Annotated in this window: 16 protein-coding genes; 11 read left to right on the top strand and 5 right to left on the bottom strand. The window is 52.4% G+C overall.

Features of this window, described 5'->3' with window-relative positions; all coding sequences use genetic code 11:
- From FDW95_RS23900 to pspA, 4 genes are all read right to left on the bottom strand, one after another.
- The coding region (locus FDW95_RS23900) for a phage shock protein PspD (RefSeq protein WP_283202156.1) at positions 1 to 109 on the bottom strand (109 nt) is incomplete at its 3' end.
- A gap of 8 nt (positions 110 to 117) precedes the next feature.
- Complete coding sequence (pspC, locus tag FDW95_RS15345; protein ID WP_096756891.1) at positions 118 to 477, bottom strand: envelope stress response membrane protein PspC; 360 nt, start codon at positions 475 to 477, stop codon at positions 118 to 120.
- A complete protein-coding gene (gene pspB, locus FDW95_RS15340) occupies positions 477 to 701 on the bottom strand; it encodes an envelope stress response membrane protein PspB (RefSeq protein WP_115258337.1) in 225 nt (74 codons plus the stop codon). Before pspB ends, pspC begins: the two co-directional genes overlap by 1 nt.
- A 54-nt stretch (positions 702 to 755) precedes the next feature.
- Complete coding sequence (gene pspA / locus FDW95_RS15335) at positions 756 to 1,424, bottom strand: phage shock protein PspA (RefSeq protein ID WP_096756889.1); 669 nt, start codon at positions 1,422 to 1,424, stop codon at positions 756 to 758.
- Between the two features lie 155 nt (positions 1,425 to 1,579).
- Between pspA and pspF the strand changes: the two genes are divergently transcribed.
- The 6 genes from pspF to sapF all read left to right on the top strand — a co-directional run bounded on the left by pspF (position 1,580) and on the right by sapF (position 7,964).
- Complete coding sequence (pspF, locus tag FDW95_RS15330) at positions 1,580 to 2,569, top strand: phage shock protein operon transcriptional activator (RefSeq protein WP_170973006.1); 990 nt, start codon at positions 1,580 to 1,582, stop codon at positions 2,567 to 2,569.
- Positions 2,570 to 2,681: 112 nt separating this feature from the next.
- Positions 2,682 to 4,325 (top strand): ABC transporter substrate-binding protein SapA, encoded by a 1,644-nt coding sequence (sapA, locus tag FDW95_RS15325; protein WP_115258335.1) that lies wholly within the window; start codon positions 2,682 to 2,684, stop codon positions 4,323 to 4,325.
- Positions 4,322 to 5,287: a peptide ABC transporter permease SapB gene (gene sapB, locus FDW95_RS15320; RefSeq protein WP_096756886.1), complete on the top strand. Its 966-nt coding sequence runs from the start codon at positions 4,322 to 4,324 to the stop codon at positions 5,285 to 5,287. The genes sapA and sapB overlap by 4 nt, the downstream gene beginning before the upstream one ends.
- Entirely contained in the window at positions 5,274 to 6,164 is an 891-nt protein-coding gene (sapC, locus tag FDW95_RS15315) for a peptide ABC transporter permease SapC (RefSeq protein WP_096756844.1), read from the top strand. The genes sapB and sapC overlap by 14 nt, the downstream gene beginning before the upstream one ends.
- Positions 6,164 to 7,156, top strand: coding sequence for a peptide ABC transporter ATP-binding protein SapD (gene sapD / locus FDW95_RS15310; protein ID WP_096756843.1), 993 nt, complete (start codon positions 6,164 to 6,166; stop codon positions 7,154 to 7,156). The genes sapC and sapD overlap by 1 nt, the downstream gene beginning before the upstream one ends.
- Before the next feature lies 1 nt (position 7,157).
- Complete coding sequence (sapF, locus tag FDW95_RS15305) at positions 7,158 to 7,964, top strand: peptide ABC transporter ATP-binding protein SapF (RefSeq protein ID WP_096756842.1); 807 nt, start codon at positions 7,158 to 7,160, stop codon at positions 7,962 to 7,964.
- A gap of 41 nt (positions 7,965 to 8,005) precedes the next feature.
- Here the strand turns inward: sapF and FDW95_RS15300 are convergent, their stop codons facing one another.
- Positions 8,006 to 8,695 (bottom strand): EAL domain-containing protein, encoded by a 690-nt coding sequence (locus FDW95_RS15300; RefSeq protein WP_115258334.1) that lies wholly within the window; start codon positions 8,693 to 8,695, stop codon positions 8,006 to 8,008.
- Positions 8,696 to 9,204: 509 nt separating this feature from the next.
- Here FDW95_RS15300 and fabI point away from each other — a divergent pair.
- The 5 genes from fabI to FDW95_RS15265 all read left to right on the top strand — a co-directional run bounded on the left by fabI (position 9,205) and on the right by FDW95_RS15265 (position 16,012).
- Positions 9,205 to 9,993 carry an enoyl-ACP reductase FabI gene (fabI, locus tag FDW95_RS15295; RefSeq protein WP_115258333.1) on the top strand — a complete coding sequence of 263 codons (789 nt, stop codon included), beginning with the start codon at positions 9,205 to 9,207 and terminating at the stop codon, positions 9,991 to 9,993.
- A 217-nt stretch (positions 9,994 to 10,210) separates the two neighbouring features.
- The gene (locus tag FDW95_RS15290; protein ID WP_115258332.1) at positions 10,211 to 11,368 is read left to right on the top strand and encodes a carboxymuconolactone decarboxylase family protein; all 1,158 of its coding nucleotides are present in this window, start codon (positions 10,211 to 10,213) and stop codon (positions 11,366 to 11,368) included.
- Between the two features lie 89 nt (positions 11,369 to 11,457).
- Positions 11,458 to 13,392: an exoribonuclease II gene (locus FDW95_RS15285; RefSeq protein WP_115258331.1), complete on the top strand. Its 1,935-nt coding sequence runs from the start codon at positions 11,458 to 11,460 to the stop codon at positions 13,390 to 13,392.
- A gap of 262 nt (positions 13,393 to 13,654) precedes the next feature.
- Positions 13,655 to 15,646 carry a cyclic di-GMP phosphodiesterase gene (gene pdeR, locus FDW95_RS15275; RefSeq protein WP_115258330.1) on the top strand — a complete coding sequence of 664 codons (1,992 nt, stop codon included), beginning with the start codon at positions 13,655 to 13,657 and terminating at the stop codon, positions 15,644 to 15,646.
- Between the two features lie 174 nt (positions 15,647 to 15,820).
- Positions 15,821 to 16,012, top strand: a complete 192-nt coding sequence (locus FDW95_RS15265; protein WP_170973004.1) for a hypothetical protein — start codon at positions 15,821 to 15,823, stop codon at positions 16,010 to 16,012.
- The last annotated feature ends 91 nt before the right edge of the window (positions 16,013 to 16,103 follow it).

Raw genomic sequence — 16,103 nt, 5'->3', positions numbered from 1 at the left:
CGGCGACGCCCGCCGGGCCGTAGCGAAGTGCCGTAAACAGAACCAGCTTACCTGCTAATTTAACGCCAGGCTTTACCCTCTGCCCGGCACGTTGCCAGCGATTGTTCATCTCATTCCTCACAGTTGACGGAAGCGGCTACGCAATGTGAAGGTATCTGACGTCACATAACGCTCCATATCCCGCAAACGATTTTCACTGGCCGCGAGTTCGCGGTCGACGGCATCCAACAGTTCCCCGCTGGACGGTTGCTGTTCACCGGTTGCGACATTGTCCGGCATTGGGTCCAGCACAAAAGTCAGTACGATATAGGCCACCAGGGTGAAAAAAGCCAGGCCGAAGAAAATCGACAGTACTACCAGAATCCGTACAAGCTTCACCGGCACGTCGAGATACTGCGCGATACCTGCGCAGACCCCCTTCACCATGCCCTGCTGCGGAATACGCCACAATTTTTTGTTCAGGTTAACGCCTCCCATTAGCGGTCCCTCCAGTTAGGATGTTCAGCATCCAGAATGTCTTCCAGCGTCTGAATACGCTCACGCATGCGCTGCGCTTCAGCGTTCAGCTCCACTAAACGCTGCTGTTCGTTCTGCGACAATTCGCCACGACTGGAACGGTTGCTGTAATGCAGCCATAACCAAATCGGTAAAACAAACAGCACAAAGATGGTTAACGGGATGGCCAGAAATAGCGCGCTCATGAGTACTCCTTACAGGTGATGAGCGGCGGCGCGTTCGGGCGCCGCCAGATATTATTATTGCTTGTCTTGCTGCATTTTGGCTTTCAGTTGCGCCAACTGCTCGCTAATTTCATCATCCGCTTTCAGGTCGGCGAATTGCTGATCCAGCGATTTTTGCTTACCAAAGTTATGGCTTTCAGCTTCAGCTTCCATATGGTCGATACGACGCTCAAAAGACTCAAAGCGCGCCATGGCTTCATCGAGCTTACCGCTGTCCAGTTGACGACGAACATCACGTGAAGAACTGGCGGCCTGATGACGCAGGGTCAATGCCTGCTGACGAGCACGGGTTTCACTGAGTTTATTTTCCAGCTCGCCAATCTCTTTTTTCATGCGTGACAGCGTGTCATCAACCAGCGTCACTTCATGTTCCAGCGAGGCGATCAGATCGGTAAGCTTCTGCTTTTCAATTAAGGCAGAGCGCGCCAAATCTTCTTTCTCTTTACGCAGCGCCAGTTCTGCTTTTTCCTGCCACTCAACCTGTTGCGCGGTGGCCTGTTCAATACGGCGGGATAGTTGTTTCTTTTCCGCCAGCGCACGTGCCGAGTTCGAACGCACCTCAACCAACGTGTCTTCCATTTCCTGAATCATTAACCGCACCAGCTTCTGCGGATCTTCAGCCTTTTCCAGCAACGCATTGATGTTGGCGTTCACGATGTCGGCAAAACGAGAAAAAATACCCATAATGTAATCCTCACTGATAGTTCTGATATCGGGCGATGCCCTGCTGCTGGATTAATGCAGATTGCGTGCCAACTTTATAACTATTTGATTATAAAAATAATAGTTAATTTTACCTGATAGCGAAATTAGGGTACATTGGTGAATAACACTAACAAATAGTGAATTTCATCATGACCGGATACAAAGACAACCTTCTCGGCGAAGCCAACAGTTTCATCGAGGTGCTTGAGCAAGTTTCTCAGTTGGCACCGCTGGATAAACCGGTACTGGTGATCGGTGAGCGCGGCACGGGCAAAGAGCTGATCGCTAACCGCCTGCATTACCTCTCTTCACGCTGGCAAGGGCCGTTTATTTCGCTGAACTGTGCGGCGCTTAATGAAAACTTACTCGATTCAGAACTGTTCGGTCACGAAGCCGGCGCCTTTACCGGCGCACAAAAACGTCATCCCGGACGCTTTGAACGAGCTGATGGCGGGACGCTGTTTCTTGATGAACTGGCCACCGCCCCGATGCTGGTACAGGAAAAACTGCTACGGGTGATTGAATACGGGGAACTCGAACGTGTTGGCGGCAGCCAACCGCTGCAGGTTAACGTGCGCCTGGTCTGCGCCACCAACGCCGATTTACCGCGGATGGTTAATGAAGGGACGTTTCGCGCGGACCTGCTCGACAGGCTGGCCTTCGATGTGGTGCAACTTCCCCCGTTGCGGGAGCGTCAAAGCGACATCATGCTAATGGCCGAGCACTTTGCCATTCAAATGTGCCGGGAAATTGGCTTACCACTGTTTCCAGGCTTTAGCGCACAGGCCAGGGATACTCTGCTGCACTACCGTTGGCCGGGCAATATTCGTGAGCTGAAAAACGTCGTCGAGCGCTCTGTTTACCGCCACGGCACCAGCGAATTTCCACTGGATGAAGTCGTGATTGACCCTTTCAAACGCCACACCGTACAACCTTCGGAGCAGGAAACTCACTCCGCGCCGGTGACACTGCCGCTGGATCTACGTGAATTCCAGCAGCAACAAGAAAAAGCATTTCTGCAAACCAGCTTGCAGCAGGCAAAGTTTAATCAGAAAAAGGCGGCAGAATTACTCGGGCTGACCTACCACCAGCTGCGGGCATTGCTCAAAAAACATCAGATTTAGCGGTTCCTTGACCTGAATCGCACACATTTACGCCAGTTACCTGCAGACATTTTTACCTGACGGGCCGTTGTGCGATACACTTTGCAGATCGACTCTAAAAACCTTAAAAATTATGCGCCTGGTTTTATCATCTCTGATTGTGATGGCTGGACTTCTGAGTGGTCAGGCTGCTGCCGCGCCTGAGCAGACCACGCACGCTGATATTCGTGACAGCGGCTTTGTCTATTGCGTCAGCGGACAGGTCAATACGTTCAACCCACAGAAAGCGAGCAGTGGACTGATCGTCGACACGCTTGCCGCCCAACTTTATGACCGTCTGCTTGATGTGGATCCTTACACCTATCGCCTGGTGCCAGAACTGGCCGAAAGCTGGGAGGTGCTGGATAACGGCGCAACGTACCGCTTCCACCTGCGTCGTGACGTGCCATTTCAAAAAACCACCTGGTTCACCCCTACTCGTAAACTGAATGCAGACGATGTGGTGTTTACCTTCGAGCGAATCTTTGACCGCCAGCATCCGTGGCACAATGTTAACGGCAGCAACTTCCCCTACTTTGATAGCCTCCAGTTCGCCGATAATGTGCAAAGCGTGCGCAAGTTGGACAGCCATACCGTTGAATTTCGCCTGACTCAACCGGATGCGTCTTTCCTGTGGCATCTGGCCACGCATTACGCGTCGGTTATGTCAGCGGAATACGCGGGGCAGTTGGCAAAACAGGATCGCAAGGAATTACTGGACCGACAGCCTGTCGGTACCGGTCCGTATCAGCTTTCGGAAAATCGTGGCGGGCAATATATTCGCCTGCAGCGTCACGACGCGTTCTGGCGCGGGAAACCCTTAATGCCGCAGGTCGTCGTTGATCTCGGTTCTGGTGGAACCGGGCGCTTATCAAAACTGCTCACCGGTGAATGCGACGTGCTGGCCTGGCCTGCTGCCAGTCAGCTCAGCATCTTACGTGATGACCCACGTTTGCGCCTGACGCTGCGCCCTGGGATGAACATTGCTTACCTGGCTTTCAATACCAATAAACCCCCGTTGAACAATCCGGCCGTGCGTCATGCACTGGCGTTGGCAATCAACAACCAGCGGCTGATGCAGTCGATCTATTATGGTACAGCAGAAACCGCCGCATCTATTTTGCCGCGCGCCTCGTGGGCGTATGACAACGAAGCTAAAATTACAGAATACAATCCGGCAAAATCTCGCGAGCAGTTAAAAGCGCTGGGGCTGGAGAACCTGACGTTACAGCTTTGGGTACCAACCAGCTCCCAGGCCTGGAACCCCAGCCCGCTGAAAACCGCCGAGCTTATTCAAGCGGACATGGCGCAGGTTGGCGTGAAAGTGAAGATTATTCCGGTGGAAGGTCGTTTTCAGGAGGCGAGATTAATGGATATGAACCATGATCTGACGTTGTCCGGTTGGGCGACAGACAGTAACGATCCTGACAGTTTTTTCCGTCCGCTGCTTAGCTGTGCCGCCATCAACTCGCAGACCAACTTTGCCCATTGGTGTGATCCGGAGTTTGACAGCGTTCTGCGCAAAGCGCTGTCATCGCAGCAGCTCTCGTCACGCATTGATGCCTATGACGAAGCGCAAACGATCCTGGCACGAGAGCTACCCATCCTGCCGCTGGCCTCTTCACTGCGTTTGCAGGCCTATCGCTATGACATCAAAGGCCTGGTACTCAGCCCATTCGGTAATGCCTCCTTTGCCGGCGTATCCAGGGAAAAGAAAGATGAGGTGAAAAAACCATGATTATCTTTACCCTGCGTCGCTTTCTATTGCTCCTGGTCACCCTGTTCTTCCTGACGTTTATCGGGTTCAGCCTGAGTTATTTTACCCCCCATGCTCCTCTGCAGGGTGCGTCGCTGTGGAATGCGTGGGTATTCTGGTTCAATGGCCTCATCCACTGGGATTTCGGTGTATCCAGCATTAACGGACAACTGATCTCGGAACAGTTGAAAGAAGTGTTCCCTGCCACAATGGAATTGTGCGTTCTCGCCTTCGGTTTTGCGCTAATGGTCGGTATCCCGATTGGCATGCTGGCGGGGATCACACGCAATAAATGGCCGGATCGATGCATTAGTGCCTTTGCCCTGATGGGTTTTTCCATCCCGGTTTTTTGGTTAGCACTGTTGCTGACGCTGTTCTTCTCGTTAACGCTCGGGTGGCTGCCCGTGTCTGGCCGTTTTGATCTGCTTTATGAAGTCAAACCTGTTACCGGTCTTGCCATCGTCGACGCGTGGCTTTCCGACTCGCCGTGGCGCGATGAAATGCTGGTCAGCGCAATACGCCACATGGTGCTGCCGGTGTTAACGCTCTCCGTTGCGCCAACGACCGAAGTCATTCGCCTGATGCGTATCAGTACCATCGAGGTGTTCGATCAAAATTACGTAAAAGCGGCGGCCACTCGCGGCCTGTCTCGACTGACCATTTTACGTCGCCACGTACTGCATAATGCCCTGCCGCCGGTGATCCCGCGGCTTGGTCTCCAGTTTTCCACCATGCTGACGCTGGCGATGATCACCGAAATGGTCTTTAGCTGGCCAGGCCTTGGCCGCTGGCTGATCAACGCCATTCGCCAGCAGGATTACGCCGCAATTTCAGCCGGCGTGATGGTGATTGGCTCACTGGTCATTATCGTAAACGTGATCTCTGATATTTTGGGTGCCATGGCTAACCCTCTGAAACATAAGGAATGGTATGCCTTACGATAGCGTATACAGCGAAAAGCGCCCGCCTGGCACGCTGCGTACCGCGTGGCGCAATTTTTATGGCGATGCGTCTGCAATGGTCGGTCTGTATGGCTGTGCGGGACTGGCCATACTGTGTGTTTTCGGTGGCTGGTTTGCGCCTTATGGTATCGATCAGCAATTCCTGGGTTATCAACTGCTCCCGCCTTCCTGGTCGCGTTATGGCGAGGTGTCATTCTTCCTTGGGACCGACGATCTGGGACGTGACGTATTAAGCCGCCTGCTGAGCGGTGCAGCTCCCACTGTCGGCGGCGCATTTGTTGTCACGCTCGCCGCCACGATATGTGGTCTGGTATTGGGGGTTTTAGCCGGGGCAACCCACGGTTTACGCTCGGCAGTGTTGAACCATATTCTCGATACCCTGCTCTCGATCCCGTCGCTGCTGCTGGCGATCATTGTGGTGGCGTTTGCTGGCCCCCATCTGACGCACGCGATGTTTGCCGTCTGGCTGGCGCTGTTGCCACGCATGGTGCGCTCTGTCTATAGCATGGTGCATGACGAGCTGGAAAAAGAGTATGTCATTGCTGCCCGACTGGATGGTGCCTCCACGCTCAACATTCTGTGGTTTGCGATTTTGCCCAATATTACCGCTGGGCTTATCACTGAAATCACCCGCGCTTTGTCGATGGCGATTCTGGATATTGCCGCACTGGGCTTTCTCGACCTCGGCGCACAGCTTCCGTCGCCGGAATGGGGAGCCATGCTGGGCGACGCGTTGGAGTTAATTTACGTTGCCCCATGGACCGTGATGTTGCCCGGGGCGGCGATCATGATTAGCGTGCTGCTGGTAAACCTGTTAGGTGACGGTGTACGCCGCGCAATTATCGCGGGGGTGGAATAATGCCATTACTGGATATTCGTAACCTGACCATTGAGTTCAGAACCGGCGACGACTGGGTAAAGGCCGTTGACCGCGTCAGTATGACACTCAATGAAGGCGAGATCCGTGGACTGGTCGGTGAATCGGGCTCCGGTAAAAGTTTAATCGCCAAGGCTATTTGCGGCGTGGCAAAAGACAACTGGCGCGTGACCGCTGACCGCATGCGCTTTGATGATATCGATCTGCTACGACTGTCTGCCCGCGAGCGGCGTAAACTGGTCGGTCATAATGTGTCCATGATCTTTCAGGAACCGCAGTCCTGTCTCGATCCGTCTGAACGCGTCGGACGGCAGCTGATGCAAAATATTCCCGCCTGGACCTATAAAGGGCGCTGGTGGCAACGCATTGGCTGGCGCAAACGCCGCGCGATTGAACTGCTGCACCGCGTCGGGATAAAAGACCATAAAGATGCGATGCGCAGCTTCCCGTATGAGTTGACGGACGGCGAGTGCCAGAAAGTCATGATTGCCATCGCCCTGGCGAATCAGCCACGTTTGCTGATTGCCGATGAGCCGACCAATGCGATGGAGCCCACCACTCAGGCGCAAATTTTCCGTCTACTGACCCGGCTCAATCAAAACAGCAACACCACCATTTTGTTGATCAGCCATGACCTGCAAATGCTCAGCCAGTGGGCGGATAAAATCAACGTCATGTACTGCGGACAAACGGTGGAAACCGCGCCAAGTAAAGATTTGGTGACGATTCCGCACCATCCTTATACACAGGCGTTGATCCGTGCCATTCCAGATTTTGGTAGCCCAATGCCGCATAAAAGCCGCCTGAATACGATGCCTGGTGCGATCCCTTTATTGGAACAGTTACCAATGGGGTGCCGTTTGGGGCCGCGCTGCCCTTACGCTCAACGTGAGTGCATTGAAACCCCACGACTGACCGGAGCAAAGAATCATCTCTATGCCTGTCATTTCCCGCTGAACATGGAGAGAGAGTGAGATGGTAGAAACACTGCTCGAAGTACGTAACCTGAGCAAAACCTTTCGCTACCGGACGGGCTTGTTTCGTCGCCAGACCGTAGAAGCCGTCAAGCCACTGAGCTTTACACTGCGTGAGCGCCAGACGCTTGCCGTCATTGGCGAAAACGGCTCCGGTAAATCGACGCTGGCAAAAATGCTGGCCGGAATGGTTGAGCCGACCAGCGGTGAGCTGCTGATTGACGATCATCCGCTAAAATACGGTGATTATTCTTTTCGCAGCCAGCGCATTCGTATGATTTTCCAGGACCCGTCAACATCGTTGAACCCGCGTCAACGTATCTCGCAGATCCTCGATTTTCCGCTACGTCTGAATACCGATCTTGAGCCGGAGCAACGCCGCAAGCAGATCGTCGAAACCATGCGCATGGTCGGTCTGCTGCCCGATCACGTTAGCTACTACCCGCATATGTTGGCACCAGGACAAAAACAGCGCTTGGGGTTAGCTCGCGCCCTGATTTTACGTCCCAAAGTGATTATCGCGGACGAAGCGCTGGCCTCTCTGGATATGTCGATGCGCTCGCAGCTGATTAACCTGATGCTCGAGCTACAGGAAAAACAGGGTATTTCATATATCTATGTGACGCAGCATATTGGGATGATGAAACACATCAGCGATCAGGTGTTGGTGATGCACCAGGGCGAGGTCGTCGAGCGCGGCAGTACGGCGGATGTGCTGGCCTCGCCGCTGCATGAACTGACCCGCCGCCTGATATCCGGGCATTTCGGTGAGGCGCTCACCGCCGATGCCTGGCGCAAAGATCGCTAACTGTTATTGACGCCCTCCTCTGATGGAGGGCCTTTTGGTCATCAGTGATAAATATCTACAGGCAGCAATGCTTCAATGTCGCTAAATGCAACCGGCGGGAAAATATCACCCTGCACGGCCCAGATACCCGCATGGCTTAGTTCATCAATAAGCCGCGCGTCCTCCAGCCCCTCGACGACCACTCGGTCACAATATTCCCTGATGTTCTTAATCAGAACCGGAAACATCGGCTTTTCGACCTGCGACAAAAAGTAGCCGCGATCCATTTTCACTACATCAAAATTACCGCTGACCAGCGGGTTTGCCCCCACGCTACCAGAGCCAAGATTGTTCAACCACAAGGCATTAGGCCCGTCACACAGAGAATTAATCAGCAGGTTATTCAGGCAAGCAGTATTCGACAGGAAACGTTCTGAGAGTTGAAGTGCAATAAACGGCATAGCGTGTAAGGCCGAGGTTATAGCAGGGTCGCCTATCGCTAGAAGCGCCATTTCATCAATCAGATTAAGTGTACAAAAAAGGTTATTGCTCTCAAACCAGGCGCGCTTTCGGGTGATTAACGCGATTTGTTCAAGCATGAAATGGCGTTTTTGTGCACTATTCCACGCGGCAATGATGAAATCTGAATGTAACGGGTGAACCGTCTCTGAGGTAAACCGGGCGATCATCTCAACACCCAGCAACTTTTCCGTTGTGTCTCTCATCGGTTCCGCGATGAAATGATAGCGCATAAGACCACTCCAATTGATCATAACATACTGATAATGCGCTTTTAATTATAATAAATCAATAATATCGATCAATGATTCATTATTGATCGATAAAAACAATATATGATAACAGGATGAATATAGCCGATTTTTTAGTTTTAAGAATCTTCTGACATTGATATGTTCATCAACATCGACTAGCGCTAAATCATACCATTTTACGCCGTTGAGTCCTCGTGTTTTCTGCCCTCGCCCCTGCTCCGGTCTGGTTGGAGGAGGCAGAACCTGGGGGGAGTGATATACTCCTCACGTGCAACGAATAGTGACAGGCCACTGATACTGACAACGATGCCACGGTTCCCGAAATCCCTTTTACTGTCGTTAACCGTATGGTGACTCGCAGAGAAAGATCGTGACACAAGGGGCAGAGAGTGGGATATAATTTCAGACCAATTTCGAGTGACCTTGAAATTGCAATCATAACGCATTGATTGCTAAAAAAATAAGTAATGACTATAAGGATTAAAGCTATGGGTTTTCTTTCCGGTAAGCGCATTCTGGTGACCGGTCTTGCCAGTAAATTGTCCATCGCCTACGGTATCGCTCAAGCGATGCACCGCGAGGGAGCTGAACTGGCGTTCACCTACCAGAACGACAAACTGAAAGGCCGCGTGGAAGAATTTGCAGCTCAACTGGGTTCCAACATCGTCCTGCAGTGCGATGTGGCTGAAGACGCCAGCATCGACACCATGTTCGCTGAACTGGGCAAAACCTGGGAAAAATTCGACGGTTTCGTACACTCCATCGGTTTCGCACCGGCAGACCAACTGGATGGCGACTATGTGAATGCGGTCACCCGCGAAGGTTTTAAAATCGCTCATGACATCAGCGCCTACAGCTTTGTAGCGATGGCAAAAGCCTGCCGCTCGATGCTGAACCCAGGCTCTGCACTGCTGACGCTGTCCTACCTGGGCGCAGAGCGCGCTATCCCGAACTACAACGTAATGGGTCTGGCGAAAGCGTCTCTGGAAGCAAACGTCCGCTATATGGCTAACGCGATGGGTCCAGAAGGTGTGCGTGTCAACGCAATCTCCGCAGGTCCAATCCGTACTCTGGCGGCTTCTGGCATCAAAGATTTCCGTAAAATGCTGGCCCATTGCGAAGCGGTTACCCCGATTCGTCGTACCGTGACCATTGAAGATGTGGGCAACTCAGCAGCATTCCTGTGTTCTGACCTGTCTGCCGGCATCTCTGGCGAAGTCGTTCACGTTGATGGTGGCTTCAGCATCGCGGCAATGAACGAGCTGGAACTGAAATAATCTTTCAGACCTCCTCTGTGGGCGGCGCGATGTCGCCCATGTTTTTTTCCCCCTCCCGTCAGCTACTCCCTGTCATATATACTTTTCTGATATTTATTATCACGTAACAATCTTTCATCCCCTCATCAGCTTACGCCAGGATATTGCAGCGCAAACGATCCGGCGGACGAACATAACGACGTATCCGGGTCGCCACTTTTTTGACCAAGGAACGCCCATGGAACAACGCCGAATTGAAGGCAAAAGCCACTGGTATCATGAAACGCAGTCCAGCACCTATCCGCAAGATGTTCTCCCGCTGGTGCCAGAAGCAGCAGACGTCGAAGACAGTTTTTTGCTGGACCTGGCGATACCGGAAGTCGCGCTGTTACCCTTTCAGTCCTGGTTAGAACCTGCCCGTGAACTTGCTCACCTTCTCTTCCCTGCTGATGTTGACCTAAATTCGTTACATACGTTCAGCGCCTATGAACGTATGAGTACCGCCTTAACTGTCGCTCAGGTTTACGGCATCCAACGATTGTGTAACCACTACGCAGCGCGTTTGACCCCGCTACCAGGCCCGGACTCCTCCCGTGAGAGTAATCACCGGCTGGCACAAATTACCCAGTATGCTCGCCAACTTGCCAGTTCTCCTGCCGTGATTGGCGCACGCGATCGCCAGCATCTTGATGATGTTGGATTAACAACCTGCGATATCATCTTGATTAATCAGGTCATCGGCTTTGTCGGTTTTCAGGCCCGTGTCGTGGCGGTCCTTCAGGCTTATTTTGGCCATCCCTTGCGTCGCATACCGGGCCTTGATATTCAGCAATACGCGCAGGCCGCTATTTTTAACAACGCCGATGCACAATGGCATATGGCCGCATTCCCGATAGACGTCATCCCGCCTCGCGAGGCTCCGCCAGGCAGCGTTGACCAAAACGGGCGCATCCCGGATTTACAAACGCTCGCGCCGCTGCTGGCACATTCACCGACGATACTGGCTTTACTCAGATCATTGCTGACCAGTACGCTATGTACAGATACACCGTCGAGGGCGTTTTCTCTCGCCACACTGCTGACATCACGCATTAACGGCAGCGTGGCATGCTTTAATGAACAGGCCCTCACAGCTCATCAACTGGCGGACTTCATCACGATACTGCGTCTGGATGAACGCGAATTGCAGCGCTGGGAACAACGACATCCGGTTGAGCGCGCTACCCTGCAAGCGGTACAATGGTTAACCAGGGCGCCCGACCGTTTTAGCGCCGCACTGTTAACCCCGTTATTTGAACAGGGTACCTCATCGGAACAGACTATTAACTTACTGGCCTGGAGTGGATTGTGCGGATGGTTGAATCGCTTGAAAATCGCGCTGGGCGAGACTCACTAACCACTCCGCTCATTGAAAGAGCGCTTGCTGCGACTGGCAGTTTCGCGTAAAACTGTCAGCCGCTCTTTTGGCCACGAAAATAGACAATTATGCTTCAGGACAACCCGCTGCTAGCGCAGCTTAAACAGCAACTACATTCCCAGACGCCGCGTGCTGAAGGGGTGGTAAAAGCCACGGAAAAAGGCTTTGGCTTCCTGGAAGTCGATGCACAAAAAAGCTATTTCATTCCACCGCCGCAGATGAAAAAAGTGATGCATGGTGACCGCATTGTCGCGGTGATCCATAGCGAAAAAGATCGCGAATCTGCCGAGCCGGAAGAACTGGTTGAACCGTTCCTGACGCGTTTCGTGGGTAAAGTTCAGGGTAAGAACGATCGTCTGTCCATTGTGCCAGATCATCCGTTACTGAAAGACGCTATCCCCTGCCGCGCTGCTCGCGGTGTGGATCATGAATTTAAGGAAGGTGACTGGGCCGTCGCAGAAATGCGTCGCCATCCGCTGAAAGGCGATCGCACCTTCTACGCTGAATTAACCCAGTTCATCACCTTTGCTGACGATCATTTCGTCCCCTGGTGGGTCACGCTGGCGCGCCACAATCTTGAAAAAGAAGCACCGAATGGCGTAGCCACCGAAATGCTGGATGAAGGTCTGGAACGTCAGGATCTTACCGCACTGAACTTCGTCACCATTGACAGTGCCAGCACCGAAGATATGGACGATGCGCTGTACGCCGAGGAACTGGCTGATGGCAAACTGCAATTAACCGTCGCCATTGCCGATCCTACCGCCTGGATTGCCGAAGGCAGCAAGCTGGATAACACTGCTAAAATTCGCGCGTTCACCAACTATCTCCCGGGCTTCAATATCCCGATGTTACCGCGTGAACTGTCAGACGACCTGTGCTCGCTGCGGGCTAACGAAGTCCGTCCGGTGCTCGCTTGCCGCATGACCATTGCGGCTGACGGCACTATTGAAGACGACATCACCTTCTTCACGGCGACCATCGAATCCAAAGCGAAACTGGCCTATGACAACGTGTCTGACTGGCTGGAAGGGAATAATGGCTGGCAGCCTGAAAACGATGAGATTGCCGAGCAGATCCGTCTGCTGCAGCGTATCTGCATGAGCCGTGGCGAGTGGCGTCATAACCACGCCCTGGTGTTTAAAGATCGCCCGGATTACCGCTTTGTACTGGGTGAAAAAGGTGAAGTGCTGGATATAGTGGCGGAACCGCGTCGCATTGCTAATCGTATCGTGGAAGAGTCGATGATTGCGGCAAACATCTGCGCCGCGCGCGTTCTTCGCGACAAACTAGGCTTCGGGATTTATAACGTACACATGGGGTTCGATCCGGCGAATGCTGAAGCGTTGGCCGCCCTGCTGAAAACCCATGGTATGCACGTGGATGCCGAAGAGGTGTTGACGCTGGAAGGCTTCTGCAAACTGCGTCGTGAACTGGATGCTCAACCTTCTGGTTTCCTCGATAGCCGTATTCGCCGTTTCCAGTCCTACGCTGAAATCAGCGTCGAGCCAGGTCCGCACTTTGGGCTGGGCCTGGAGGCATACGCCACCTGGACCTCACCTATCCGTAAGTATGGCGATATGATCAACCATCGCCTGTTAAAAGCGGTAATTAAAGGCGAAACCATCGCTCGACCACAGGACGACATCACGATACAGATGACGGAACGCCGTCGCCTGAACCGGATGGCCGAACGTGACGTCGGTGACTGGTTATACGCCCGCTTCCTGAGTGACAAAGCCGGGACTGACACCCGTTTTGCGGCTGAAATCATCGATGTCAGCCGCGGCGGTATGCGGGTGCGCTTAGTCGACAATGGCGCCGTCGCGTTTATCCCGGCACCGTTCCTGCACGCGGTCCGTGATGAACTGGTGTGCAGCCAGGAAAACGGCACGGTACAGATCAAAGGTGACGTGGTTTACAAGGTCACTGACGTGATCGACGTGACCATCGCAGAAGTGCGAATGGAAACCCGCAGCGTTATCGCACGTCCAGCCGCGTAGCACCACTAAACTCAACGGCCTTTCTCTTTTTGTGAAAGGTCGTTTTCTTTTCCCCCCTGATACGCCGCCACGCACTACACTTCCTTCATCCAGTCCAAATTATTTTTACTCTTTTCAGGTCTGCTGACTTTGCTTTTTTCTGAATCTGGATTACACATAAATATATAAATAAAACAATATGTTCAGCCATAATCACCCTGTATGAATCATGGCTACCCTTACTTTTGAGGCTCTATGCGCTTTAAACGGGATAGTACACATCATGAAAGACGTTCGGGAATTGGTAACGTTGTATAGCTTCGTGGGTTCTCACAACCCCTACTGGCGTTTGTCAGAGGAGTGTAACATCCTGCATTTCTCTATTGACGAAACGGCCGCAGCAGAACAAACCATCGAATTATCACCGGAACAAGCCGATCGCATTCGGGAAATGACAGTGATTACATCCAGTCTGCTGATGACCCTTCCCATCGATACGGATGACATTCCCGTGCACCTTGTCGGGCGAAAAATTAATAAACGTGAATGGGCTGGTAGCGCATCAGCCTGGGACGACACCCCTTCTGTGGCACGCGATCTGGCACAAGGATTATCCTTTGCCGAACAGGTCGTATCGGAAGCCAATTCAGTTATCGTGATACTTGACCGACAGGGTAACATTCAACGTTTTAATCGGTTATGCGAAGAATACACCGGACTAAGAGAACGTGAAGTGATCGGGCAAAGCGTCTTCACGCTGTTTATGAGCCGTCGTGAAGCTGCGGCATCAAGACGCAATATTGACGTTTTTTTTCGTGAAGGCAACTCGTATGAAGTCGAGCGCTGGGTTAACACCTGTAAGGGTCAGCGCCTGTTCCTGTTTCGTAATAAATTTGTGCATAACGGCAGCGGTAAGAACGAAATATTTCTGATCTGTTCCGGGACCGATATTACCGAAGAGCGGCGCGCCCAGGAGCGACTTCGCGTGTTGGCGAACACCGACTCCATCACCGGGTTACCCAACCGTAACGCCATTCATGAGTTGATTAGCGAAGCGATTGATAACGCGGGCGACACGCAGGTCGGCATTATTTATCTCGACCTCGATAACTTCAAAAAGGTCAACGATGCCTACGGGCATATGTTTGGCGACCAGCTTTTACAGAGTGTCTCGCTGGCCATCCTAAGTTGCCTCGAAGATAACCAGTTACTGGCGCGCTTCGGTGGTGATGAGTTTATCGTCCTCGCGACGGGAACCTCCCAGGGGGCGCTGGAGGCCACGGCCTCGCGCATTCTGACCCGTCTGCGGCTACCGTTCCGCATTGGCCTGATTGAAGTGTATACCGGCTGTTCTATCGGCATTTCCCTGGCACCCCAGCATGGTAATGACAGCGAAAACGTCATTCGCAACGCGGATACCGCCATGTATACCGCCAAAGAAGGCGGACGTGGGCAGTTTTGCGTGTTCTCCCCTGAAATGAATCAGCGGGTGTTCGAGTATCTGTGGCTGGATACCAACCTGCGTAAGGCGCTGGAAAACGATCAGTTGCTGATCCACTATCAGCCCAAAATAACCTGGCGGGGTGAAGTCCGCAGCCTGGAGGCGCTGGTCCGCTGGCAGTCGCCGGAGCGTGGGTTAATTCCGCCGCTGGAATTTATCTCTTACGCCGAAGAATCAGGGCTTATCGTCCCGCTGGGGCGCTGGGTGATTCTGGATGTTGTGCGCCAGGTGGCGAAGTGGCGCGATAAGGGAATCAATCTGCGCGTGGCGGTAAACGTCTCGGCGCGTCAACTGGCCGATCAAACACTGTTCACCGATCTGAAGCAGGTTCTCCACGATCTGAATTTTGAGTATTGCCCCATTGACGTCGAGTTAACAGAAAGCAGTTTAATTGAGAATGAACAGCTAGCACTGTCCGTTATTCAGCAGTTTAGTCAGCTTGGCGCCCAGATCCATTTGGATGATTTTGGCACAGGATACTCTTCACTTTCCCAGCTTGCCCGCTTCCCGCTCGATGCGATTAAACTGGACCAGACCTTCGTCAGGGATATCCACAAACAATCCATTTCACAGTCGCTGGTACGCGCCATTGTTGCGGTGGCGCAAGCGCTAAATCTACAGGTGATTGCTGAAGGCGTGGAAAGTGCGAAAGAGGATGCCTTTCTGACCAAGAATGGTGTCAATGAGCGTCAGGGATTTTTGTTCGCTAAGCCAATGCCAGCTGCCGCGTTTGAACGTTGGTATAAGCGACATCTGAATAAAAAAATGCGCTAAAGGTGCAGAAATAACCGTCGTGAAATAGCGAAGAATGTACATTCCGTGACTATCGTATCTGTCTGTAATCACGGAATATATAATATTCTCCGATCATGTCGGTTAATACTATTTTTCCCTTCTCTTTTGTGATGATTTTCTGCATCATGAAATTCTAAATTTTTTGACACCAGGATGATGACCATGTCTGATATCGACGCAAAACGACTGGCCGAACGCATTGATACCGTACTGGATATCCTTGTTGCAGGTGACACTCACTCAGCCATCCACAATCTCGAAATCCTCAAGGCTGAACTGTTAAGCACGGTCAACGAAGAAACAGCGCCAGTGTCAAAAAAACACAAAGCCCCGTGGGAGATCTGACGGCTTTGTACTTGTTATGTGGTTGCTGATATCAGACTGCTGATAACGTAACCTCCGTTTAATGTCCGATACGATACCGCTATAAAAATTA

Source organism: Citrobacter sp. wls718, from assembly GCF_005280945.1.
In the GTDB taxonomy this organism is placed as follows: Bacteria; Pseudomonadota; Gammaproteobacteria; order Enterobacterales; family Enterobacteriaceae; genus Citrobacter; species Citrobacter gillenii.
Note: the sequence above shows the minus strand (reverse complement) of the source record. Positions and strands in the feature narration are given on the sequence as shown.

Bases quoted from the DNA above. Each gene is read 5' to 3' on its own strand.
- pspC (WP_096756891.1), bottom strand. From the start codon at position 477: ATGGGAGGCGTTAACCTGAACAAAAAATTGTGGCGTATTCCGCAGCAG.
- pspB (WP_115258337.1), bottom strand. From the start codon at position 701: ATGAGCGCGCTATTTCTGGCCATCCCGTTAACCATCTTTGTGCTGTTT.
- pspA (WP_096756889.1), bottom strand. From the start codon at position 1,424: ATGGGTATTTTTTCTCGTTTTGCCGACATCGTGAACGCCAACATCAAT.
- sapA (WP_115258335.1), top strand. From the start codon at position 2,682: ATGCGCCTGGTTTTATCATCTCTGATTGTGATGGCTGGACTTCTGAGT.
- sapB (WP_096756886.1), top strand. From the start codon at position 4,322: ATGATTATCTTTACCCTGCGTCGCTTTCTATTGCTCCTGGTCACCCTG.
- sapC (WP_096756844.1), top strand. From the start codon at position 5,274: ATGCCTTACGATAGCGTATACAGCGAAAAGCGCCCGCCTGGCACGCTG.
- sapD (WP_096756843.1), top strand. From the start codon at position 6,164: ATGCCATTACTGGATATTCGTAACCTGACCATTGAGTTCAGAACCGGC.
- sapF (WP_096756842.1), top strand. From the start codon at position 7,158: ATGGTAGAAACACTGCTCGAAGTACGTAACCTGAGCAAAACCTTTCGC.
- FDW95_RS15300 (WP_115258334.1), bottom strand. From the start codon at position 8,695: ATGCGCTATCATTTCATCGCGGAACCGATGAGAGACACAACGGAAAAG.
- fabI (WP_115258333.1), top strand. From the start codon at position 9,205: ATGGGTTTTCTTTCCGGTAAGCGCATTCTGGTGACCGGTCTTGCCAGT.
- FDW95_RS15290 (WP_115258332.1), top strand. From the start codon at position 10,211: ATGGAACAACGCCGAATTGAAGGCAAAAGCCACTGGTATCATGAAACG.
- FDW95_RS15285 (WP_115258331.1), top strand. From the start codon at position 11,458: ATGCTTCAGGACAACCCGCTGCTAGCGCAGCTTAAACAGCAACTACAT.
- pdeR (WP_115258330.1), top strand. From the start codon at position 13,655: ATGAAAGACGTTCGGGAATTGGTAACGTTGTATAGCTTCGTGGGTTCT.
- FDW95_RS15265 (WP_170973004.1), top strand. From the start codon at position 15,821: ATGATGACCATGTCTGATATCGACGCAAAACGACTGGCCGAACGCATT.